Below are 21,132 nucleotides of genomic sequence, written 5' to 3'. Positions count from 1 at the left end.
CCGCTAGCGTCGGGGGCCGACATGAATCGCTTTATCGCCGCCGCCTTCTTCAGCCTTTTAGCTGCGCACTCGGTTCAAGCTGCCGACTCCGGCAACACGGTGATGCCAACGGGACAGGCTCTTCTGACATCAAAAAGCGCATCGACGCCGATGAGGCTTTCGATCTTGTTATCGTGGGCGCGCCAGACATCGATGAGTCGAAACAAACGGAACCAGGTATACGAGTTCGGCGGCATACTCGTACTTGACGTACCGCGGGCGACCGATGTGGATGCCGTGCCGTCGTATGAAATTGCCCTTCACAATCACAAAGGATCCCCTCATGCCTGACAAATCTGCAAAGGGCATCGATCGCCGCGATCTGATAATGGCATCCATTGCCACGGTCGGCTCCGCGGCCGCCGTCGCCGTCAACGCTAGTGCTGCGAATGCCCAAGGCGCAGCGACACCCCCTGTCAAGCCGACATCAGGAACGGTCTATACCGGCGATGTTATCGAAGGCAAAAGGGTCGTCAGCGCGCTCGACGTCAACGACCTGGAGTCCGGAAAGAAGCACCTGTTGTATTTTCAGGGCGTTGAGATGCCAACCGGACAGCACTGGTATGTGTCTGTGACGGTCGCGAAGGGAGCAAAGCCGGGCAAGCGCGGCGTCCTGACCAGTGGCGTACATGGCGACGAGATGAGTTCTGTGCACACGGTCCAGACCGTGATGAACCAACTCGACCCGGCGCAGATGTCAGGCACGGTGATTGCGGTCACGGACGTGTCCCGCCCGGCCCTGGAAAGCATGCAGCGCAGATGGCCCAATCAGGGCAGAGGCATCGATCTGATCGATATGAATCGGGAGTGGCCCGGGAACGAGAACAGCGCCACGGCACCCAGCCGACACGCCGGGCTTCTGTTCAACCGGCTGCTGCGGCCGAACGCCGACTTCGCGATCGACTTCCACACTGGGACGACCGGATTCGAAGTCACCGCATTCAATATTGGCGGTATGGATGTGCCCGAGGTCAAGGCGATGGTCGAGCTCTATCCCGTCGGCCAGATCTTCGACAATCATGTATATCCCGGTGTCCTGCACAACGCGTTCATGGACGTGGGCATCCCGTCCTTCACGCCAGAAATCGGCGCTGCGCGCGTCCTGGACCTTGAGATGATCTCGCTCTTCGTGGAAGGCACAATGAACGTCCTCAAGCATCACGGCATCGTTGCCGGGCCACTAGGACGTACAGGCAAGGACGTGGCTGTCTTTGTTGGTAACAGCGCCTACCCAATCCTGGCCGCCGCGGGCGGTCTCGTTGAGCATCTGGTCAAACTCAAAGACAAGGTCGAAGCCGGGCAGAAGGTTGCCATCCAGCGCAATAGCTTCGGCGAGGTGATTGCGGAATATACAAGCGGCGTGGCCGGAGAGATAGCGGGCCAGCGCAGCGATGCAATGTCCGAGCCCGGCAACCCCTTGGTATTCATCCTATTCAACAAGCCGGGGCCGAAGGACGTTCAAGTCTATCCCGAGTAGTTGCCGCGACCTCAAGGCTGGCGACGCGACTTTCACTGTGGCCGTTCACGATGGTTCATTCGTCCTAGGGCAATGTCAAAAATTGGCCCATCGCGTCATTGGCGGTGCGACGGAAATTGGAACGGTACCGCGGCCGCCCATTACGATTGCAACGAACTTCGGCTGTTCGGAAATCGAGACGTAAAACGGGAAGTCTATAGAGGAGAAGTCGCAGTCAGGGACGAGAGGAATGCCAATGGCGGAAGTTATCGGCGCAAGCGATCTGGTCGCTCTCGCCGCTCCTGAGGACCTGCCGGTTCTCAATGTGGCAGACCTCGACGCGGATCCTCACGGCATGTTCCGCAGGTATCGCGCCGACTATCCCTTTGTCGGACATGAAACGGGAGCTTTTCTCGTGCTCCGTCATGCCGACATTGAGCGGCTCGGCAGTGATTCCCGCATAGCCGCATCCGAAACGGTCCACCCAGAATTGTTCGGTGTCACGGAGGGAGCGCTCTTTGATCTCTTCGATCAGGGAATGCTCACCGCCAATGGCGCCGTTCACCGTCGCCGGCGCTCACCGTTCTCAAGAAGCTTTGCGGCGCGAACGATAGCCGGTCTGCGGCCGCATATACGGCGTTCCTCGGAGGAGTTGATCGAGAGCTGGTATGCCGATGGTCAGGTCGAATTTGTCGGTCAGTTCGCAGCTCAGCTTCCCGCCCGCGTCATTGGCGATCTTCTCGGTTTGCCGCGGGCCGACATCCCATCCTTTACAGAACTTGTTTACTCAGTGACACGATTCATCAGCTCCAGCGTACTGCCGGACGAAATCCCTGAAGCAGGGGCGGCGTGCCAACAGTTGCGCGATTACGTGGAAGAGACGCTCGAAGACAGGCGTCGCGCCCCTCGCGACGATTTCCTCTCGGATTTTCTGGGGAGGGCGGACGCAGCGGGTGAACTATCACCTCTCGAGATCATATTCCAGATCGTTCAATTGATCGTCGGCGGCACCGACACGACTCGCGTCGCCATCGTGGTGCAACTGGCGCTTCTGCTCCAGCACAGGGAGCAATGGGAAGCGGTGTGTCGCGATCCCTTGCTCATTCCGGGCGCGGTTGCGGAGGCGATGCGATTCGAGCCGAGCGTGGCGTCGTTCGTCAGGGTGACAACTGAAGACATCGAGGTTGGCGGCGTTGTTCTTCCGGCCCGGCAATTCGTCATCTTGTCAACCATGTCCGCCGCGCGTGACGAAGAGGCCTATGAACGTCCCGATGTGTTTGACATCCGTCGAACCGACCAACCCCGGTTACTTCCCGCCTTTGGTGCCGGCGCCCATCGTTGCATCGGTGAAGCGCTGGCGCGTGTCGAACTCGAAGAGAGCCTGGCGACGCTCGCGGCCCGCATCCCGAAGCTTCAATTGGATGAAGCGCCTGCGATCAAGGGGCACAGCGGCATCCGTCGCGTCGATACTATGCGGATATCCTGGCAGCCGTGAAATCCGGATGAGGCATCAGCGTCAAAGTCCGAAAATGGCCCGTGGCCGACTTCAGCTCTTGGCCTCGTATGGTCCGCTTGCGAGAGCTGAGCGGAACAGCGCCACGATGCCCGTCGTCGGCATCCGGAGGGCCTCACACGCGTTCGCTGAGGATGCAAAATGATGATCGGCGTAAATCGTCCTGCCATAGCAAATGGACGCCGCTCTTCCTTTGAGCCGCGGCTGGCAGACCCCTGGGGGATTTAGGTTAATGGAGGATCCTGGCGGCTTCGGCGATCCGGACCTTTTCTCTCAGATCTTCAAGTTCCTCAATTGCGTCCAACAATCTTAAGAGCTCACGGGCAGTATGTGTCAAACTGGATCTTGGACGTCTTAAGATACGAACTCGTTGTCCCATTGGTGCACGCCTCCATGCTTGGGTAGGTCCAATTAGCAAGGAGCGTGCCTATTCGAGCGCCTCGGTGGGGCCGGTGGCCCGCGGCGGGGCGTAGGCGGTCGGAAATTTCCCATCTGGGGCGAGCTCGTTTGCCAGGGGCCGTATGGGGCTAGTCGAGAAGGCAGTGTCACTCTACTGAACCATGAAACGAGAGTGGTAAGGCAGACTGGCCGCGCCTATGGCTTTCGGCGCAGTCGTGTTTGCACCGAGGAGAAATTGGACGTCCGGCAATTCCTTGCGGAGCCTCTCGCACAGGTCGCGTGCGAGTACGGGCGGCGCGTAACTGGACAGGACGACCGACTTGAAGTTCACAAAGCTCAACAGTGATCGCACCGATTCGAGGATCTGCTGGGAGCAAGCTTGCTGCCATTGTGTGTAGAGCTCGTCGGCCGCGGCCGGAATCTCCGATCCTATGTCGGACAAGGCGAGGCCCCGCTTCTTCAGTCCCTGGTGCAGGGCCAGCAACCCAACGTCGTGGCTGAGGTCGGATCGGCCGCTGTGGATCTGATAGTTCAGGATCAATCGGCTGTGCAGACGTGACCCCAGATAGAAGAAAAGGAAATCGGAGAGTGAGCGCGCCATGCCAAACAGGCTCTCGCCTCCGGCGGCAGCGGTGATCTCGTTCTGGATGTAGACGGATAAACCAAGCTTCCTTTCGATATTTGCTTGCGCGTCCGCCAGATCGCGTCCCAACAGCTTCCTGATGCGACCGCTGACATTGCCATCGTCAGGCACCGCTAGGCCGACGCCAGCAACCCGCGTCCGACTGGCCGGCGGAAGGGTCAATAATCCTTCTTCAATCTTTGCTGCGATTGCAGCCGGCGACTCCTGCAGGGACGAATAGAGATGTGCCGCGTGATAGCGAACCCTACCGACGAAATCGATCAGAGCGACATTTGCGGCATCTTCACCAAAACTCACCCCGACGGAGAACGCGCCTTCCGGATTGAGCGAGAGTGGAATGGTCGGCGGCCCGACGCGTCCTCGTTGGGCTTCACCCTTGGAGACCAAAGCTTCCTGTTCGAGCGAACGCACGATAACCGAGACGGTCTGTGCCGAAAGCCCGGTCTTCTCGCCAATCTCCAGCCGGGAGATGCCCGAACTCTGCAGGAGCAGCGACAGCACCAGACGCTCATTGTAGCTTCGTACCGTAGGCGCGTTAAGGCCACTGGCGCGATCCGCGATCCGTAGCGGGTTGGGGGGCGCAAATCGCATATCAGGCAAGGGAGGTGCTCCTCATATCGGCAGACCGTCGCACGAAATCGTTGTCAGCTCTTGCGCTGTTGGGTCGGCCAGCCGATTGCCTCGATCTCCTGCGCGAGCGCAGCGCCGAGCGCCCGGTGAGCTTCAGCATTCAGATGAAATCCGTCGGCCTCGTCGCAACTGCAGACCGAACCTGCGTTGAAGAAGTGCACGCCGAGCGAGTCCGCCATGATCTCGAATTCGAGCGCCAGTTGTCGCGACTTCTCCGGCGCGCCAGCGAAGATCGATTTCCATTCCTTGACATCGTCGAGGATGGGAGGAGGGGCAACGATCATGATCTCGGGCACGCTACCGCCGGGGCCCGGCGCCAGTTCGCGTAGATCATAGATCAGGCAGCCGATGCCCATTGCCACTTCCGACGCCGGCTTGTTGAAGCGGATCTTGAGGTCGTTGGTGCCAAGCATGATGATCACGAGATCGAGCACGGTATGACTTTGCGCGCACGGTCGCAGATAGCTGCGACCGTTCTTGTGGGCGCCTTCGATCGGATCGTCGTGTACGGTCGTCCGTCCGCTCAGGCCTTCCTCGATGACGTACCAAGACGGTCCCAACTCGGACTGAAGGACGCCCGGCCAGCGCGTATGCCGGTCGTAGCGCTCGAGCGGACCCCGACCAGGAATCTGGCCATGCGTATTGGAGTCTCCGAAACATAGAACGGAGCGCATCGGCATCGCTCTGAATCCTCATGGTTTTTAGGCTTCCGCATCTTTGGTCGCGGCGGCGGGTAGCCGCAAGGGCCAATTGATCATTCAAGATGAATAATTATTGACAGGCGGATTTGGCTATGTGCAAGTAGCGCTCGCTGGTTTGCTGCTCGCAGCGCGCCGGCATCGGGAGATAGGGAACGCCGTTGGCGCAAGCTCTTCGCGAAGAAGAGCTGCTCACCTTTTGATTGCATCACCCCACGTACGTCGCATCAGCGCGGCGGGCGCGCGGCGACCTGCGTCCTTCTCCCCGGCGAAGCAAAAGAACTCGGCACGTCATGTGCGAAAAAGGAGGATTCGATGCAGCAGGGAATGAGGGCACTCAGGCTCGGTTTGATGGCGACGATTTGGCTCGGGGTTGGAGCGGTCCAGGCCGAGGAGGTCAATCTCATGCAGGGCGTGACGCCGCGCCCGGGCGATGAACGCATGACGGCGCCGGACCAGTTTAAGAAGAACGGTCCGTGGAAGATCGGCATGAGCCATTTCGGTGTGAACGCCAACACCTGGACTGTCCAGATGGCGCACGACGCGGAGGCCGCCGCGAAGCTCGACAAGAGAATCGGCCAGTTCATTTTGCTCGACGCCAACATCAGCCAAGCCAAGCAGGTTGCCGACATCGAGGACCTGATCGCGCAAAAGGTCGACGCGATCATCGTGACGCCGCTGACCCCGACCTCCGCCGATGCCGGCATTGAAAAGGCCGTTGCCGCCGGCATCCCCGTCATCGTCCACACCGGCCTGACCGAGACCGACAAATACACAGTCGATATCCAGGGCGGCGGAGTCCATTTCGGCAAGGTCATGGGCGACTTTCTCGTCAAGCAGCTCCACGGCAAGGGCAACATTTGGGTGCTGCGCGGTCTTCCGGCGCATCCCGAAGACATCAACCGCTATAAGGGCCTGCTCGAAGCGATCAAGGGCACCGATATCAAAATCGTCGCTGAGGATGCCGGCAAGTGGCAGTACGATGTCGGCAAGCAGGTCTGCGAGACCTTCTATCTCAACAACCCGAAGGTCGACGGCATCTGGTCGTCGGGTGCCGACATGACCCGCGCCTGTGTCGACGTGTTCCAGCAATATGGCGCGAAGATCCCGCCCATTACTGGCGAGGGCAACAACGGTTTCTTCGCTCGCTGGATCGAGCTGGGCTTCCCGTCGATCTCGCCGGAATACGGTCCAGAACAAGGCGCTGCCGGCGTGCGCGCGGTCATTGCTCTCTTAGAAGGCAAGCAGCTCCACAAGCGCTACATCTACGAGCCAGAAGGTTGGGGTATCGAGAAAGCGAAAAAGTACTATCGCAAGGATCTTTCCGCCAATGCCTGGTTTCCATCCAGCCTGACTGAGCAGGATCTCCAGAAGTATTACGGCAAGCGCTGATCGCGACAGCGCCGGCGGGATGGCGGTACTATCGCCGGCGCTGCGTCTTTCTGTACTTCCTTGCGTCGGATCGAGACGATGACGATTGAACCACTGGTCCAAATGACGTCGATTTCGAAGTCATTTGGTGGCATCGCCGCGCTTGAGAGTGTCGACTTTCAACTGCAGCCGGGCACTGTTCACGCCCTCATGGGCGAGAACGGCGCCGGTAAGTCGACGCTGATGAAAATCCTGGCCGGTGTCGTTCAGCCGGATGACGGCATGATTCGGAAGGCCGGTCGAACCGTTCACTTCGCGTCACCGCGCGAAGCGCTCGATGCCGGCATCTCCACCGTCTTCCAAGAGCACTCGCTGCTCGCCAATCTCTCCATCGCCGAGAACATGTACCTCGGCAAGGAGCCGCTCACCATCCTCGGATCAGTCGACGACGCGCGCATGGAGCGAAATGCGCGCGACACGCTCCGTCGCCTCGGCCTGAACCTCGACCCGGCGACGCTGGTCGGCAATCTCTCGATCGCGGAGCGGCAGTTCGTGGAGATTGCGCGCGGCATCTCGGCCAATGCGGACGTCGTCATTCTGGACGAGCCGTCGGCCGCGCTTAACGCCGCCGACGTCGAGATTCTCAACGCGCAAATCCTTAACCTGAAGCAGCAAGACAAGGCGGTCGTCTACATTTCGCACCGCATGGAGGAGATCTTCAAGATCTGCGACACCATCACCGTTCTGAAGGACGGACGGAACGTTGACACCATTCCTGTGGCTGCGATCACGCCGAAGCGATTGATCGCGATGATGGTCGGGCGCGAGCTCGCCGAGCTGTTTCCGCCTAAACCGCCCCGGGGAGAGGGCGATGTCGTTCTGTCGATCGAAGGTCTCCGCCTGACGTCGGACTCGGTGCCGTGCTCGATCCTGCTTCGCCGTGGCGAGATCGTCGCGTTGGCCGGGCTCGAAGGGCAGGGCCAGCGCGAGCTGGTGAGATCGCTGGTCGGACAATATGCGGCGCACGAGGGCCGGATGCGGATCGGCAGCCGCGAGCTCGCCTTGCCGTTGCCGGAAGACCATGGCATCCGCCTGTTACAAGCGCTCGGCGTCAGCTTCGTGCCGGAGGATAGGAAGCTCGAAGGTCTATTTCTCGATCTGTCGCTTGCGCACAATCTCACCATCGGCCTGCACAGCCAACATTTCGAGCTGGCGTCCGCCGGCAGCCATCGCGACGTGATCGCGAACTCGATCAAGAACCTCTCGATCAAGGCGGCCACGCCCTATACGCCGGTCGGCACGCTTTCCGGCGGAAACCAGCAGAAGGTGTTGCTCGGGCGCTACCTCGCGCTCGGCGCCGACATCCTGCTGATTGAGGAGCCGACGCGCGGCGTCGACGTCGGCGCCAAGGCCGAGATCTACAAGCTGCTTCGGTCCTATGCGAATGCCGGCGGCTCGGTCATCGTGCTCTCGCGCGAAACGCTAGAGTTGATCGGTCTCTGCGACCGGCTTTACGTCATCCACGACAAGCATGTCGTTGCCGAATTGTCGGCCGAACAGGCCACCGAGCACGCCATCCTTGAAGCCGCGCTCCATCGCTGAAGGATCGAGACAGATGTCGAAAGTCGGTCAGATCTTCGTCCGCGCCAATTCGCGGCACGGCCTTTGGACAATTCCGCTGCTAGTCGCTGTCTTCTGTTTTGCAGGCCTTGCGGCATCGGCAGCCGATTTCGTCAGCCGGCAGAATATTCTCAATCTGTTTGCGCAGGCGACCCCGTTGATTCTGGTCAGCATCGGCCAGATGATCGTGATCCTGGTGAAGGGACTTGATCTCTCTGTCGGCTCCGTCGTCAGCCTCACAACCGGAATCCTGTCCCTGAATGCACCTGTTTACGTCACAGTGCCGGCAGCGATGCTGACCGCGGCGGTGGTGGGGCTTCTCAACGGCGTCGCGGTAACGCGCTTCCGGGTTCATCCGATCATCGCGACCCTCTCGATCACGGGCATTACGCAAGGCGTCGCCATGTTCGTGCGGCCGTCGGCCGGCGGCACGGTGGCACCCGAGATCGTCGCGCTCGTCAGCGGCCAGCTGTTCGGCGTCTACATGCCGGTGATCTGGACGATCGCCGCGATCCTTGTCGGATGGAAGATTGTACATGCGTCGCGCTTCGGCTTGCACCTGTTTGCCATCGGCGGTGGCGAGACGGCAGGCACATTTGGCATCGCCGAGCAGCGCAATACGCTAGCGGCCTATGTGCTCAGCTCCTGTTTCGCCGCGACCGCCGGCATCTTCCTTGCGGGCCGGATCGCCTCGGGCGATCCCAATATCGGCACGCAATATGCGGTGGATTCGATCACGGCGGTGGCGCTCGGCGGCACGCAGCTCGCCGGAGGCATCGGGAGCCTCCACGGCACACTGATCGGCTGCGGGCTACTCGCGCTAATCGCGAATGGCATGAACCTGCTCAACGTGTCGGCCTTCATCCAGACGGTCGTGAAAGGCGCGATCTTGCTTCTCGTCATTGCGCTCCAGCCGCGCAAGAACATCGGCCTGTAGATCATGACCTCCCGCTCGAGCCTGTTCCGCGCCACGCTCCGGATCCCGCCGTCCTGTATTGTCTTCGTCGTGTTGCTGGTCACTCTCTGGGTGCTGCGGCCGAACATGATGAATCCCGCGATCCTGGGCACGTTCGCCCGTCAGGTGGTGCCGCTCGGCATCGTCGTGCTCGGCCAATTGCTGGTGATCTCGTCGCGGTCGATCGATCTGTCGGCCGGCGGCATTATCCTGCTCGTCAACTATCTGATCTCGTCCGGGCTGCTCTACAGCTGGCCGCTACCGCCGATCATTCTGCTTTGCCTCGGCGTCGGACTGGCGGTCGGTCTTGTCAACGGGCTCTTTGTCGGTAAGCGGCGCGCGTCGGCCGTCATCGTCACGCTCGCGGTCAACATCGTGCTGATCGGCCTCGTCGAGTATCTCGCCAACGGCAAGCCACCGGGCGACGTGCCTGCTGAATTCCGCGCGCTCTACAATCTGCGACTCTGGACGATCCCGGCACCGGTGCTGTTCTGGGTCGCGCTCGCCGGTACAATGAGCGCGTTTCTCGGTGCCTTCGTGTTCGGGCGCTTCGTGTGGTCGATCGGCAGCAATCCGACGTCGGCACATTTCTCCGGCGTGCCGGTCGAGCGGGCCGTCGTCATCGCGCACGTGATCTCCGGGCTGATGTCCGCGGTGGCAGGCCTTGTGCAGACCTCGTCGATTGCCGTCGGCAGCGTGCGGTTCGGGCCGGAGCTCATCATGAACTCGATCGCGGCGACGATCCTCGGCGGCGTCGTGTTTGGACGGCCCGCGGAGGTCTGGGGCCCGTTCGTCGGTGTTCTCTGCTTTGCGCTGCTGTTCGTCGTCATGACGACGATGGGCGTGCAGGAGCCGGGCAAGCTGATCGTGCAAGGCCTGATCATCCTGCTTGCCGCGATTTTCTACGGTCTTCGATCCAAATCCAACTGAGCGAGGTCATGATGACGCGACGTATTCTGTGCTTTGGCGATTCCCTGACCTGGGGATGGATTGCCGTCCCGGAGAGCTCCCCGACGACTCGTTTTCCCTTTCACGAGCGCTGGACCGGCGCGATGGCTGCGGCTCTCGGCAATGGATACGAGATCATCGAGGAAGGCCTCAGCGCCCGTACGACGTCGATCGACGATCCCGTCGATCCGCGCCTCAACGGGTCGGCCTACCTTCCGGCCGCGCTTGCGAGCCACATCCCGCTCGATCTCGTCATCCTGATGCTCGGCACCAACGACACCAAGAGCTACTATCATCGCACGCCCTATGAGATCGCGGTCGGTATGTCGAAGCTGGTCGCCCAGGTCCTGACCTCCGGCGGCGGCGTCGGAACGAGCTACCCGGCGCCGAAGGTTCTGGTCGTGTCGCCGCCGCCGCTTGCCGATTTACCGGATCCCTGGTTTCAGGGCATGTTCGAGGGCGGCCGCGAGAAGACGGTTCAGCTCGCGGCACAGTACAAGGCGCTCGCCAGTTTCATGAAGGTCGAGTTCTTCGATGCCGGCAGCGCGATCACGACGGCAGGCGTCGATGGCATTCATTTCACCGCGAAGAACAATGTGGATCTTGGGGCGGCCCTAGCGAGAAAGGTGACCGCTGTCCTCTCGAACTGATTTGAATAGACCAGTCTCGATACCTTAGCGACCGCCTGCGTGTCTCTGCGCGTATCCAGCGCGCGGTAGACCGCTGGTGCCGCCTCGCACCGGGCTTTCCCTGTAAACTCTTCTTCTCTAGAGAGGGGCGTTCATCGACCGACGCAGACCCAAGTGCCATTGCCCAGCGTGCCGCACGGTGACCTTCCGCGGAATGAGCGCTTCAAGAGTGATCACTCTCAGCTTTCTGCGATCGCGCGATGGACAAGCGCGACAACCTCGTCGGCTTCCTGTTCGGTGCTGTCAAAGCGGGCGACGAACCGGATAACTTCCTGGCCCCGTCGCGCGAATTGCAGCCCGCTCGCCGCGAGCCTATTGATGGCCAAAGCCGGCAGGCTGACGAAAACTAGATTGGCTTCCACTGGCGCAATGAGCCGAACGTCGGGCAACGCAGCGAGACCCGCTCCAAGACGCACGGCCGCGGCATTGGCCTTCGCCGCGAGCCGCAGATAAAGCCGATCCTCGACGTAGGCGAGCAGCTGTGCAGACGCAAAGCGCATCTTCGACCAAGTCTGGCCCGCGCGGCGAATCCGATAGGACAGGGATTCGACAAGATCCTGGTCGAACACCACGATCGCATCCGCCGACATCGCCCCGTTCTTGGTCGCCCCGAAGGACAGGATGTCGACGCCGGCGCGCCAGGTCATGTCGGCCGGGTTGCAACCGAGCCGTGCCAGCGCGTTGGCGAACCGGGCGCCATCCATGTGCAGCGACAGATTCCTGTCGTGAGCGATTGCTCCGATCTCGGCGATCTCGGCGAGGGGATAGATCGTTCCATATTCGCTGGCCTGAGTGATCGACACCGCATCGGGCTGGGAGCGGTTGCGAACTCCCCAGGCCGCCCGGCCCAGCGCTTCGCGCAGGCTCGACGGCTCGATCCGAAAGTTTCGGCCGGACATGGCGATGAGCTTCGCGCCACCGGTGAAGGCTTCGGTTGCGCCGCCTTCCGCCGTGTGGATATGTGCCTCTTCGTGGCAATAGATCGCGCCATAAGGCCGTGCGCAGGTTGCGAGCGACAAGGCATTGGCCGCCGTACCGGTCGAGACCGGGAATACGGTGACATCGGTCTCGAACAACGTCGAGAAGCGCTCGTTCAACAGCCTCGAATAATCGTCGTCGCCATAAGCGGCGGCCGGGCCGCGATTGGCCTCGCCGATTGCTCGCAGAATCTCGGGGCTGATCGGCGCGACATTGTCGCTGCGGAAATTCGGGAGCGTCGGGGCTGCTTCGTTCATACCGTCCTGTCCTGCCGTCATATCACGGTTGATTCCTGCTTGTTGATGCGCCGGTTGATCAGCAGCAACGGGATTGCAGTGACGAGGATAAGCACCGCAGCCGCGGCGGCTGCCAGACCCGCGCCGGTGCCCTCGATGGCATGGTACATCACGACGGTCGTGGTGACCCAGCCGCTCGTATAGAGCACAATGGTCGCGCTCAACTCGGATGCCGCGGTGATCCAGACCAGTACCAACCCGCCGACAAGGCCGCTCGCCATCAACGGCACGGTCAGGGTCGTGAAGGTTTTGCTTGGCGAGACCCCGAGATTGATCGAGGCTTCCTCGAGCGAGGGATCGAGCTGATGCACGATGGCCGAGGACGACCGGATCGCGAATGGCAGCTTGCGGACGACATAGGCGATGACCAGAATCAGCCAGCCGCCCGTCAGAATCAAAGGACCGCTGTTGAACGCGATGATGAGCCCGATCGCCAGGATCGTACCGGAGACCGCGAACGGCACCATGCCGACGAAGTCGAGTAACCCTGACAGGCGGGAGCGATGCCGGGCGACGACGTAGCCGATCGGAGCACCGATCAGCATGGTCGCGGCGGCCGCGATGCTGGCGAGCGTCAGCGTGTTGAGCAACGGCCGATAGGAGCCCGACAGCAGGGTGGCGTAATTGCCTAATCCGAACTCCCAGGTCAGGACCGGGCCGCGGAAGCGCAGGACGGAGATCATCAATACGGCCGCGAAAGGCAGCAGCGAGGTAATCACAATGCCCCAACTCACGATCGTAGCCACGAGCCGCAATCCCGGCGTCAGAGGCAGCTTCGCGGGCGCGCTGCGGGCACTAGTCGAAAACCGGCGCTTGCCGAGATAGTGCCGCTGAACGAGCAGCGCGATCGCCGTGCAGGCGATCAGGAGCACGCTGAGCGCGCCCGCCGCGGCCGGGTTGGCGTCAGATTCGCCGGCGAACAGCTTGAAGATGTCGACGGCCAGGAAGGGCCGGTCCTCAGCCAGCACCGCCGGCACTCCGAAATTCTCCAGTGCCTCAATGAACACCAACAGTCCGCCGGCAAGGATCGCCGGCATTACGATCGGCAGCAGCACGGTGCGGATCACATAGGGCCGTGAACCGCCGAGATTGCGCGCAGCCTCCTCCATCGAGGCGTCGACGGCCTGGAAACCGGCCAGGACAGGCATGACGACGTACGGATAGAGCGTCAACGTGAACACGATGACGATGCCGGGCACACCGTAGATCGAGCCGATAGGGATGCCGATCCCGCGCAATGCGGTGGTGACGACGCCGGCATGGCCGAACAGCAGAAGAAGAGCGTAGGCGCTGACGAAGGAGGGCAGGACCAGCGGCAGGGACGCAAGCGTCAGCAGCAGCGCGCGGCCCGGTATGTTGATCCGGGCAAGACAGAAGGCGAGCGGGATACCGATCGCGCATGCGAAGGCTGTCGCGAGCGCGGCACAGAACAGACTGTTGCCGATGCTGCCGAGATAGTAGCGGCTCTTCACAATCGCCGCATAGTTCCCAAGTGTCAGGCCGCCCGTGCCGTCGATCCGTATGCTCGCATCCAGAACGAGCGCCAGCGGGTAGAGCAGAAACACCGCGAGCAGCACCAGCGCCGCCAGCGTCACGATGGTGGCAAAGCGTTTCATGGCGCCGGATACGCCGTGATCTGGGCAGGGTCGTAGGCAAGGGTGAGCGGCGCGCCGGGTAGGACATCGAGCATTTGGCCGCCGAGCGCGGAGATCCGAATCTGGGTGCCGTCCGGCAGGGTTGCGTGGAGGCGTTGCATCGGGCCGAGAAATTCACGGAGCGCCAGACGTGCCTGGACGAGCGGGCCACCGGTGCCGTCTCCCAGCCGCAGGGCCTCCGGCCTGACCGACAGCAACACCGGTGCGCCCGGCGGTGCGATCTCGCCTCTGACTGAGAACTCCGTTCCGGCTGCCGCGACATTGGTGTTGCGGCCGTCGAAAGCTCCAGCGATGCCCGGCACCATATTGGTCGAGCCGAGGAACTCGGCGACGAAGGCAGTCTGCGGCATCCGATAGATACGTTCGGGTGTATCTACTTGCTCCATCTTGCCGTGACGCAAGACGGCGATGCGATCGGAGATGGCAAGTGCCTCCTCCTGATCGTGCGTCACGTAGATCGCGGTCAAACCCAGCGCCTGCTGCAGCTGTCGGACCTCGATCCGCATTTCGGTGCGCAGCTGCGCGTCGAGGTTGGAGAGAGGCTCGTCGAACAGGAGCACGGCGGGTTCGATCACGAGCGCGCGGGCGATTGCCACGCGTTGCAGCTGACCACCGGAGAGCTGGTGTGGCGAGCGGGGACCGTAACCTGCAAGGCGCACCCGCTCGAGCGCCTTGTCGACGCGCGATGCGATCTCGGCAGCCGGGACCTTCCTGGCCTTCAGCCCGTAGGCCACGTTTCCGGCGACGGTATGGTTCGGGAAGATCGCGTAGTTCTGAAACACCATGCCGGTGTCGCGGCGATGCGCGGGCAGAGCATCGATGCGCCGCTCGTCGAAGGAAATGGAGCCGGATTCGACATCGACAAAGCCGGCTATCATGCGCAGCAGCGTCGTCTTCCCGCAGCCCGAGGGCCCAAGCAGGGTGAACAGCTCGCCATGCCTGATGTCGAGCGAGATGTCGTCCACGGCCCGCACCGCGCCGAAGGTGCGGGTCAGGTTTTCAATCCGGATCCTGGTCATGGGATCAGCGCGTGTTCTGGATCGTGGTCTTCAGCCGCGCGAGCGTGTCGCGCCGGGCCGCTTCCCATTTGGCCTCGTCGTAGGGCAGCACTTTGATCGCCGAGAAGGGCAGCATCCCGGGTGCTACTGCCTCGAGCTCGATATCCTGACGGGCTGGGCGCCTGAAGGTCGCCTTCAGCAACATCTCCTGGACTTCCTTGCTGGCCAGATAGTCGATCAGCTGTTTGGCAGGCTCGGGGTTCGGCCCGCCTTTCAGGACGGCCGCGCCCTCGACGCCCGCATATGTGCCCTCGGCCGGATAGGCGACGCTCACCGGCGCACCATTATGGGCCCACAGGAAGCCGGCATATTCGAGCGTGATGCCAAGCGGATATTCGCCGCTGCCGATTCCGTCGAAGACCTGGGTCGAGCGGTTGAGCACCTTCGCATTCGCAAGCAACCCGTCCATCTTGGTCCAGGCTGCGTCGTCCGCGCCCCACAGCGAGAGAAGCGTGGTCGCGGCCGCATATGAGAATCCGGAATTGGCCGGATCGGTAAAGGCGAGTTTGCCTTTCCATTTTGGATCGAGGAGGTCTGCCCAGGCTTTGGGCCCGCTGGCCTTGTCGATCGCCTTGGTGTTCTGGCCGATCACAACGACCTGGATGTTGGTGCCCAGCCAAAGCTCGTTTGGATCGCGAAATTGCGCCGGCACGGCTTCGCGGCCCTTCGCCGCGTATGCCTGAAGGTGTGGGCTCGCCAGCCGCAACAGCGTCGCACTGACGCCCCAGATCACGTCGCCCTGCGGATTGGCGGCCTCGGAGGCAACGCGGCGCACCAGGACACCTGATCCGGTCGAGACCACGTCGACCTTGATTCCGGTCGCCTTGGCGAAGCCTTCGGCGACAAGCTTGTTCACGGTGTCGTCGTTGGCCGAATAGAGCACGACGCTCTGTTGGGCCGAGGCCAGCCCGGCCGCGAACAGCGATGCCGCGAGCGTCACGACTCGGGCGAGGACGGAGGCAGGACATCTCATCGTGGTTCGCCCTTGTAGGTTCAGCGGTTGCTCATGCGGTTGCAGCGAGATACTCGGTGGTCGCCCTGAGCCCGGCGCCGGGTTCGATCGGCAGGCCGAACTTCGTGAGTGCGTCCTCGAGATGCAGAAGGTCGGTCAGAATGGTCCCCGCGCTCAACGCACCCATCGTGCCAAACCGGATGACACGGCCGGAGAGACGGTTACGGGCGCCTGCGATCACCGTGCGGTGATCCTGGTAGAGCCGCCGCACGATCGCTCCGCCTTCGAGCCCGTCAGGGACCTTGAAAACAACGACCGTGTTCGAGCGTGGCCCATCATTGCAAAAATCTGCGAGTCCGAGCGCCGCGCCGCCGGCGCGCAGCGCGCCGGAAAGCTTCTTGTGGCGCGCGAGCACATTGAGGAAGCCTTCCTCATGCATCATCGTCAAGGCTTCACGCAGGCCGTAGATGAGGCTCACCGGTGCCGTGAATGCGGTCTCGTTCTGCTCCGCGGATTTCAGCGCGCGACGGAAATCCCAGTAGAAGGTCGATCGCTGCTCGTCCTGCCCCATCACGTGCCACGCTTTGGCGCTCACGCTGGCAAGAGCGAGGCCGGGCGGGCACATCAAGGCTTTCTGCGAGGCCGAGACCACGATGTCGACACCCCATTCGTCCTGCCGCATCTCGATGCCGCCGAGACCGCTGACGGAATCTGCGATCAGCAGCGTTGGCCGGCCGCGCACGAGTGCGCCAAGCGCCGCGAGATCGGCCACGATCCCGGTCGAGCTCTCATTGTGCACGACGACGACGGCGCGATAGGCGTGCTCGCGCAACCGAGCTTCCACCGCGGCGACATCGATCGGCTGGCCCCATTCGATCGCGACTGTGTCGACGGTGATGTTCATGGCCTTGGCGATCGCGGTGAAACGCTCACCAAACTGACCATGCTCGACTACGAGGATCCGATGGCCCGGTCCGGCCACGTTGACGAGCGCAGCCTCCATAACGCCGGTTCCGGAGCTGGCGAAGAACAGGACGTGGTTCGTCGTGCCGAGAATCGGGCGGATCATCTCCTCTGCCTCGCCGATTGCAGTCCGGCATTCGGGTCCGCGATGGTTGACCATCACCCGAGCCATCGCCTGCCGCACCCGCTCGGGCACTTCGGTTGGACCGGGAAGCCGCAGACGGTAGCCCGTCGCGGCGATGGCGGAAGGTTCTGTGGTGGTCATAGCTTGAAGTCACCGTTCTGACGCATGTAGGGAACGAGGCCGCCCGCGCGCAGGATCGCCAACATGATCGGCGGCAGCGGCTCCGGGCTGAGCGTCTCGCCGCTGCGTTCGTTGCGGATCGCGCCGGTGCCGTCGGAGATCAGGATATCGCCCTCGTGAATCCCGCCGGTATCGCAGACGAGCGGCAGCAGGCCGTTGTTGATGGCGTTGCGGTAATAGGTGCGCGAGAAGCTTCGCGCCAGCACCACCGGAATGCCGGCGCCGAGCACGGTCGTGACGGCGACTTCCATGGCCGAGCCGCAACCGAAATTCTTGCCCGCCACCAGGATGTCTCCGGGTTGCACAGAAGCTGCAAAGGTCGGATCGACATGCTCGAACAGGAATTGCCTGAGAACGGCGGGGTCGAGGCTCTCACGCTTGCGGGTCGAACTGATGATCGAGTCGGTGTTGACGTCGTCGCCGACCAGTCGCGCGCGACCTCGCAGAGCTGTCATCGCGACACCTCGCGAGGATCGGTTACGGCACCGCGCGTTGCGGCGGCTGCGCAAGCAGCCGGGGAGGCGAGGTAGATCGATGCCTTGGCGTTGCCCATGCGGCCTTTGAAGTTGCGGTTGGCGGTCGAGATCACCGAAACCCCGTCTCCGGGGATCACCCCGCAGGTCCCGCAGCAGGAGCCGCAGCCCGGCTCGACCACGGTGGCGCCGAAGCCGACCAGGGCGTCGAGCGTGCCATCGGCCGTCAAGGCGTCGCGGACCTCGCGCGATGCCGGCGTGACCACGAGCTGCACGCCGGGTGCAACGCCTCCACCCGCCTCGAGCACCGCGAGAGCCTGATGGAAGTCGCGTAGCCTGCCGCCCGTGCAGGTGCCGAGATAGACCATCTGTACCGGCGTGCCGGCCGCATCCTCGAGCGCCACGACCTGATCCACCAGATGCGGCAACGCGATCCGCGGCGCGAGGGCGTCGAGCGCGATCTCCACGGTCCGGTTGTAGTGCGCGTCCGGATCCGCTGCGACCGGTTCGAAAGCCTGGCCGGTGCGGCTCTGCAGATAGGCGACGGTTTCAGCATCGGCCGGGAAAATGCCGGTCTTCGCGCCCATCTCGACCGCAAGATTGCTCAGGACGAGGCGGTCCTCCAGCGTGAGCGTGGCGACACCCGGTCCTGCGAATTCGAGTGCCTGATAGGCCGCACCGTCAGCGCCGAGCATGCCCGCGAGGGCCAGTGCGATATCCTTCGCATAGACGCCGCTCGGCAGTTGTCCGGTCAAGACGACGCGGATCGAATCCGGCACGCGCAGCCAGATCCGGCCACACAGCATAATGGCGGCGAGATCGGATGAGCCGATCCCGGTCGCAAAGCAATTCAGCGCCCCGTATGTCACGGCATGGCTGTCGGCTCCGACGACCAAACCACCCGGCAGAGCGCGGCCCGTCTCCACGATGAGCTGATGACCGATTCCTTCGCCAGCTTCATGCAGCGTGACGCTGAACCGCCTGGCGAAGTCCCGCATCACGCGGTGCAGCTCGATCGTCTGTGGGCTTGTCGGCGGCACGTAATGGTCGAGCGCAAAGACCAATCGGGCGGCATCGCGCACGTTCTCTCCGCCCATCGCCTTGAAATAGTCGAGCGCCATCGGGACCGAACCGTCTGTGCCGAGCGCGCAGTCGACCTCGCAGACCACGAGGTCTCCGGCGTGCGCATCCTGCCCGGATTTTCGAGCGAGGATCTTCTCGGAGATCGTACGCCCGGCCATCGCTAGACCTCCGGCATCTCGCAGCCGAGACGGCGGAGCGAGGCGTCGACCCAGCTACGATCGAGGGTGCCGGCTTCGATCGCCGCCATTTGCTTAGTCTCGGCAGCCTGCTTGGCTTCGGCTGCCTCGATCACCGCTCGGCAATCGTCGATGGCGACGGCCAGCACGCCGTCGTCGTCGCCCAGCACCAAATCACCGGACTGGATGACCATGCCGCCGATCGCGATCGGCCCGTTGATCTCGCCCGGACCGTCCTTGTATGGACCACGATGGGTGACACCCGCCGCGAAAACGGGAAGGGGGTTCGCCCGGATCGCAGCGGCATCGCGGATCGCGCCATGGATAACGATGCCGGCGACGCCGCGCCGGGCGGCCTGCGCGAGCATCATCTCGCCGAAGATTGCGTTGCTGAGGTCGCCGCCCGCATCGACCACGATGACGTCGCCTGCAACCGCGATGTCGAGCGCCTTGTGGACCATCAGATTGTCGCCGGGGCGCGTCTTCACGGTCAAAGCGGGACCGGCCATGCCGCCAGCCGCATGCATCGGCCGGAGCGTGGCGCCGCCCGCGGCCATGCGCGACATCAAATCGCTGATGTTGGCGACCGGAAGGGCGCGAGCCCGTTCGACCCATTCGCCTGCGACAACACGCTTGCGGGAAAGGATTCTGAACCCTACGGCCATATCAACCCCATTGAAAATGGAACGCCGTTACGCATAGTGTAACGGTGACGAGCCGAGGTCAACCGAAAATCGGCAGGACAGGGATTTTCGATGCCCAAGACGCAAGGGGTCGCCGCCGTGCAACGGGCGTTGGCGATCCTGGATACCTTCGCTGGAGCCGGGTCGCGCAGCCTGGCCGACATCGCCAAGATCACGGGCCTGGCGAAACCGACCGTGATGCGCTCGCTGGTGTCGCTGGATGAAGCCGGCTACGTCGTCCGCTTCAGCGACGGCCGCTACGCACTCGGCGCAAAGACATTCCAGCTCGGCACCACCTATCGGGCCAATTTCAATCTCGAACAGCATGTGCTGCCGGTCCTTCAGGAGCTAAGCCAGGAGACGTTGGAGAGCAGTGCGTTCCATGTGCGTGAACGCGATAGCCGACTCTGCCTATTTCGGGTGGATTCGCCTCAACTCGTACGCGACGTCGCACGGCCCACAAATCTCGCGCCGCTCGATTTGACCTCGACGGGACAGGTGCTGAAGGCGGCGCATTGGGCAGACCGAATGGATGACGGTGCGAAGGTCTTCGTCAGTTCCGGTGTCTACGACGCTGTGACGGCCTCCCTGTCCACCGCGGTCTTCGGCCACGACGGAGCGCTGGTGGGTGCCATGACCGTGAGCGGTCCAATCGAACGCATCCGCCAGGCCGACCTCCGGGCGCTGGCATCCCGGCTCACCAACGCATCGCATCGGCTCTCACTTGTGCTCGGTGCGCCATTGCCCCGGGAGGTCGGCACGCCGCGGATCATCAGCCTGCCCTCGGCCGAAGCAGTCTCTCCTTAACGCCGCCCGGTCCGGGGTCTCGGCGGACGGACGTGTTCGCCGTCAGGTGCCGCGTCGGCGGCGAGGTGGCGCAATTCGCAGCATGGTCGCGACCGGTATGGAGATCACCATTCTCTCGGACATGTTCTACCGGCCCTGGTCACTCGAGGAGCATCGCATCGATCTCAAGACGCTCGATGACGATGTTCACACCATGGATGTCGGGCTCGCCTGGAAGAGTATGGCAAAACTGTCTCCGGCGGCGCGTGCCTTCTGCGCGTTCGTCGCTCATTCCTATCCCGGATCGGAACCGGTCCAGTTCGACTGACGGGCGGCTCGTGCCCAGCGAGAATATGCTCGGCATCTTCAGATCAGCGATGGCCCACGGATTGAGGCGGAGCCTTGTTGCAACGGGATCGCCGGGTGCCACGCCAGCCTGCTGAAGCTGCCACCCCCTCAAATTATTTTTTGTGCCGCGACCCCGGAGCCGGGTTTGCGCCCTCTTGTCTGGGTGAATGCGCCATAGCGGCGCGTCACGAACCGGAGCACAGAACCATGTGGTATAGGAAGAACGTTGGCGGGCGGGAGCGCGCGGCCAGGCTGATCGGCGGGGGCTTGATGCTCATCTGCGGCGTGGTTGCCCTGCACGCTTCGCCGCTCGGGCTATTGCTCAGCGGCGCGGGTGTCGTCACGCTGGTCACCGGCGTGTTCGGCTATTGCCCTGCCTGCGCCATCGCCGGGCGCGAGACACTGAAGGGGTGACT

At 62.7% G+C, this 21,132-nt stretch carries 21 protein-coding genes; 11 read left to right on the top strand and 10 right to left on the bottom strand.

What is annotated here, in order from left to right; all coding sequences use genetic code 11:
- The first annotated feature begins 21 nt into the window (after positions 1–21).
- From NLM27_RS17620 to NLM27_RS17610, 3 genes are all read left to right on the top strand, one after another.
- Positions 22–330 carry a hypothetical protein gene (locus NLM27_RS17620; protein ID WP_254144511.1) on the top strand — a complete coding sequence of 103 codons (309 nt, stop codon included), beginning with the start codon at positions 22–24 and terminating at the stop codon, positions 328–330.
- Positions 323–1,516: a succinylglutamate desuccinylase/aspartoacylase family protein gene (locus tag NLM27_RS17615; RefSeq protein ID WP_254144510.1), complete on the top strand. Its 1,194-nt coding sequence runs from the start codon at positions 323–325 to the stop codon at positions 1,514–1,516. Before NLM27_RS17620 ends, NLM27_RS17615 begins: the two co-directional genes overlap by 8 nt.
- A 235-nt stretch (positions 1,517–1,751) precedes the next feature.
- Positions 1,752–2,990: a cytochrome P450 gene (locus NLM27_RS17610; RefSeq protein ID WP_254144509.1), complete on the top strand. Its 1,239-nt coding sequence runs from the start codon at positions 1,752–1,754 to the stop codon at positions 2,988–2,990.
- Positions 2,991–3,558: 568 nt separating this feature from the next.
- On the opposite strand, the gene NLM27_RS17605 is transcribed toward NLM27_RS17610, so the two are convergent.
- Together NLM27_RS17605 and NLM27_RS17600 are read right to left on the bottom strand one after the other, a co-directional pair.
- Positions 3,559–4,641 (bottom strand): ROK family transcriptional regulator, encoded by a 1,083-nt coding sequence (locus NLM27_RS17605; protein WP_256570252.1) that lies wholly within the window; start codon positions 4,639–4,641, stop codon positions 3,559–3,561.
- A gap of 53 nt (positions 4,642–4,694) precedes the next feature.
- Complete coding sequence (locus tag NLM27_RS17600; RefSeq protein ID WP_309144798.1) at positions 4,695–5,354, bottom strand: SGNH/GDSL hydrolase family protein; 660 nt, start codon at positions 5,352–5,354, stop codon at positions 4,695–4,697.
- 339 nt (positions 5,355–5,693) lie between these two features.
- Here NLM27_RS17600 and NLM27_RS17595 point away from each other — a divergent pair, with 339 nt between their 5' ends.
- From NLM27_RS17595 to NLM27_RS17575, 5 genes are all read left to right on the top strand, one after another.
- Positions 5,694–6,770, top strand: coding sequence for an ABC transporter substrate-binding protein (locus NLM27_RS17595; RefSeq protein WP_254144506.1), 1,077 nt, complete (start codon positions 5,694–5,696; stop codon positions 6,768–6,770).
- Between the two features lie 84 nt (positions 6,771–6,854).
- Entirely contained in the window at positions 6,855–8,351 is a 1,497-nt protein-coding gene (locus NLM27_RS17590; protein ID WP_254148851.1) for a sugar ABC transporter ATP-binding protein, read from the top strand.
- 13 nt (positions 8,352–8,364) lie between these two features.
- The gene (locus tag NLM27_RS17585; protein ID WP_254144505.1) at positions 8,365–9,306 is read left to right on the top strand and encodes an ABC transporter permease; all 942 of its coding nucleotides are present in this window, start codon (positions 8,365–8,367) and stop codon (positions 9,304–9,306) included.
- 3 nt (positions 9,307–9,309) lie between these two features.
- A complete protein-coding gene (locus NLM27_RS17580; RefSeq protein ID WP_254144504.1) occupies positions 9,310–10,254 on the top strand; it encodes an ABC transporter permease in 945 nt (314 codons plus the stop codon).
- Between the two features lie 11 nt (positions 10,255–10,265).
- Positions 10,266–10,922, top strand: coding sequence for an SGNH/GDSL hydrolase family protein (locus NLM27_RS17575; RefSeq protein ID WP_254144503.1), 657 nt, complete (start codon positions 10,266–10,268; stop codon positions 10,920–10,922).
- Between the two features lie 218 nt (positions 10,923–11,140).
- Here NLM27_RS17575 and NLM27_RS17570 read toward each other — a convergent pair whose 3' ends face one another.
- From NLM27_RS17570 to NLM27_RS17535, 8 genes are read right to left on the bottom strand one after another with little or no spacing between them, the layout of a single operon-like run.
- On the bottom strand, positions 11,141–12,196 hold the full coding sequence (locus NLM27_RS17570) for a low specificity L-threonine aldolase (RefSeq protein WP_254144502.1): 1,056 nt from the start codon (positions 12,194–12,196) through the stop codon (positions 11,141–11,143).
- A gap of 17 nt (positions 12,197–12,213) precedes the next feature.
- Entirely contained in the window at positions 12,214–13,851 is a 1,638-nt protein-coding gene (locus NLM27_RS17565; protein WP_254144501.1) for an iron ABC transporter permease, read from the bottom strand.
- The gene (locus NLM27_RS17560) at positions 13,848–14,909 is read right to left on the bottom strand and encodes an ABC transporter ATP-binding protein (RefSeq protein WP_254144500.1); all 1,062 of its coding nucleotides are present in this window, start codon (positions 14,907–14,909) and stop codon (positions 13,848–13,850) included. Before NLM27_RS17560 ends, NLM27_RS17565 begins: the two co-directional genes overlap by 4 nt.
- Positions 14,910–14,913: 4 nt before the next feature.
- Positions 14,914–15,921, bottom strand: coding sequence for an extracellular solute-binding protein (locus tag NLM27_RS17555; protein WP_254144499.1), 1,008 nt, complete (start codon positions 15,919–15,921; stop codon positions 14,914–14,916).
- Positions 15,922–15,952: 31 nt separating this feature from the next.
- Positions 15,953–17,128, bottom strand: a complete 1,176-nt coding sequence (locus NLM27_RS17550) for an alanine--glyoxylate aminotransferase family protein (protein WP_254144498.1) — start codon at positions 17,126–17,128, stop codon at positions 15,953–15,955.
- Positions 17,125–17,622 carry an alpha-IPM isomerase gene (locus NLM27_RS17545; protein WP_254144497.1) on the bottom strand — a complete coding sequence of 166 codons (498 nt, stop codon included), beginning with the start codon at positions 17,620–17,622 and terminating at the stop codon, positions 17,125–17,127. The genes NLM27_RS17550 and NLM27_RS17545 overlap by 4 nt, the downstream gene beginning before the upstream one ends.
- Positions 17,619–18,881: an aconitase/3-isopropylmalate dehydratase large subunit family protein gene (locus tag NLM27_RS17540; RefSeq protein ID WP_254144496.1), complete on the bottom strand. Its 1,263-nt coding sequence runs from the start codon at positions 18,879–18,881 to the stop codon at positions 17,619–17,621. Before NLM27_RS17540 ends, NLM27_RS17545 begins: the two co-directional genes overlap by 4 nt.
- A gap of 2 nt (positions 18,882–18,883) precedes the next feature.
- Positions 18,884–19,564: an RraA family protein gene (locus NLM27_RS17535; protein ID WP_254144495.1), complete on the bottom strand. Its 681-nt coding sequence runs from the start codon at positions 19,562–19,564 to the stop codon at positions 18,884–18,886.
- A 90-nt stretch (positions 19,565–19,654) separates the two neighbouring features.
- Between NLM27_RS17535 and NLM27_RS17530 the strand changes: the two genes are divergently transcribed.
- The 3 genes from NLM27_RS17530 (at position 19,655) to NLM27_RS17520 (ending at position 21,130) form a co-directional block, all read left to right on the top strand.
- Complete coding sequence (locus tag NLM27_RS17530) at positions 19,655–20,389, top strand: IclR family transcriptional regulator (protein ID WP_254144494.1); 735 nt, start codon at positions 19,655–19,657, stop codon at positions 20,387–20,389.
- Positions 20,316–20,696 (top strand): LysR substrate-binding domain-containing protein, encoded by a 381-nt coding sequence (locus tag NLM27_RS43585; protein WP_309144750.1) that lies wholly within the window; start codon positions 20,316–20,318, stop codon positions 20,694–20,696. Before NLM27_RS17530 ends, NLM27_RS43585 begins: the two co-directional genes overlap by 74 nt.
- A gap of 227 nt (positions 20,697–20,923) precedes the next feature.
- Positions 20,924–21,130 carry a DUF2892 domain-containing protein gene (locus tag NLM27_RS17520; RefSeq protein WP_254144492.1) on the top strand — a complete coding sequence of 69 codons (207 nt, stop codon included), beginning with the start codon at positions 20,924–20,926 and terminating at the stop codon, positions 21,128–21,130.
- The last annotated feature ends 2 nt before the right edge of the window (positions 21,131–21,132 follow it).

Source organism: Bradyrhizobium sp. CCGB12, assembly GCF_024199845.1.
Taxonomy (GTDB): Bacteria; Pseudomonadota; Alphaproteobacteria; order Rhizobiales; family Xanthobacteraceae; genus Bradyrhizobium.
The sequence above is the reverse complement of the archived record's forward strand: the minus strand, read 5'-3'. Positions and strand labels throughout refer to the sequence as shown.

Bases quoted from the DNA above. Each gene is read 5' to 3' on its own strand.
- NLM27_RS17565 (WP_254144501.1), bottom strand. From the start codon at position 13,851: ATGAAACGCTTTGCCACCATCGTGACGCTGGCGGCGCTGGTGCTGCTC.
- NLM27_RS17610 (WP_254144509.1), top strand. From the start codon at position 1,752: ATGGCGGAAGTTATCGGCGCAAGCGATCTGGTCGCTCTCGCCGCTCCT.
- NLM27_RS17555 (WP_254144499.1), bottom strand. From the start codon at position 15,921: ATGAGATGTCCTGCCTCCGTCCTCGCCCGAGTCGTGACGCTCGCGGCA.
- NLM27_RS17595 (WP_254144506.1), top strand. From the start codon at position 5,694: ATGCAGCAGGGAATGAGGGCACTCAGGCTCGGTTTGATGGCGACGATT.
- NLM27_RS17550 (WP_254144498.1), bottom strand. From the start codon at position 17,128: ATGACCACCACAGAACCTTCCGCCATCGCCGCGACGGGCTACCGTCTG.
- NLM27_RS17545 (WP_254144497.1), bottom strand. From the start codon at position 17,622: ATGACAGCTCTGCGAGGTCGCGCGCGACTGGTCGGCGACGACGTCAAC.
- NLM27_RS17580 (WP_254144504.1), top strand. From the start codon at position 9,310: ATGACCTCCCGCTCGAGCCTGTTCCGCGCCACGCTCCGGATCCCGCCG.
- NLM27_RS17570 (WP_254144502.1), bottom strand. From the start codon at position 12,196: ATGAACGAAGCAGCCCCGACGCTCCCGAATTTCCGCAGCGACAATGTC.
- NLM27_RS17530 (WP_254144494.1), top strand. From the start codon at position 19,655: ATGCCCAAGACGCAAGGGGTCGCCGCCGTGCAACGGGCGTTGGCGATC.
- NLM27_RS17540 (WP_254144496.1), bottom strand. From the start codon at position 18,881: ATGGCCGGGCGTACGATCTCCGAGAAGATCCTCGCTCGAAAATCCGGG.
- NLM27_RS17560 (WP_254144500.1), bottom strand. From the start codon at position 14,909: ATGACCAGGATCCGGATTGAAAACCTGACCCGCACCTTCGGCGCGGTG.
- NLM27_RS17520 (WP_254144492.1), top strand. From the start codon at position 20,924: ATGTGGTATAGGAAGAACGTTGGCGGGCGGGAGCGCGCGGCCAGGCTG.
- NLM27_RS17535 (WP_254144495.1), bottom strand. From the start codon at position 19,564: ATGGCCGTAGGGTTCAGAATCCTTTCCCGCAAGCGTGTTGTCGCAGGC.
- NLM27_RS17605 (WP_256570252.1), bottom strand. From the start codon at position 4,641: ATGCGATTTGCGCCCCCCAACCCGCTACGGATCGCGGATCGCGCCAGT.
- NLM27_RS17585 (WP_254144505.1), top strand. From the start codon at position 8,365: ATGTCGAAAGTCGGTCAGATCTTCGTCCGCGCCAATTCGCGGCACGGC.
- NLM27_RS17600 (WP_309144798.1), bottom strand. From the start codon at position 5,354: ATGCGCTCCGTTCTATGTTTCGGAGACTCCAATACGCATGGCCAGATT.
- NLM27_RS17575 (WP_254144503.1), top strand. From the start codon at position 10,266: ATGACGCGACGTATTCTGTGCTTTGGCGATTCCCTGACCTGGGGATGG.
- NLM27_RS17615 (WP_254144510.1), top strand. From the start codon at position 323: ATGCCTGACAAATCTGCAAAGGGCATCGATCGCCGCGATCTGATAATG.
- NLM27_RS17620 (WP_254144511.1), top strand. From the start codon at position 22: ATGAATCGCTTTATCGCCGCCGCCTTCTTCAGCCTTTTAGCTGCGCAC.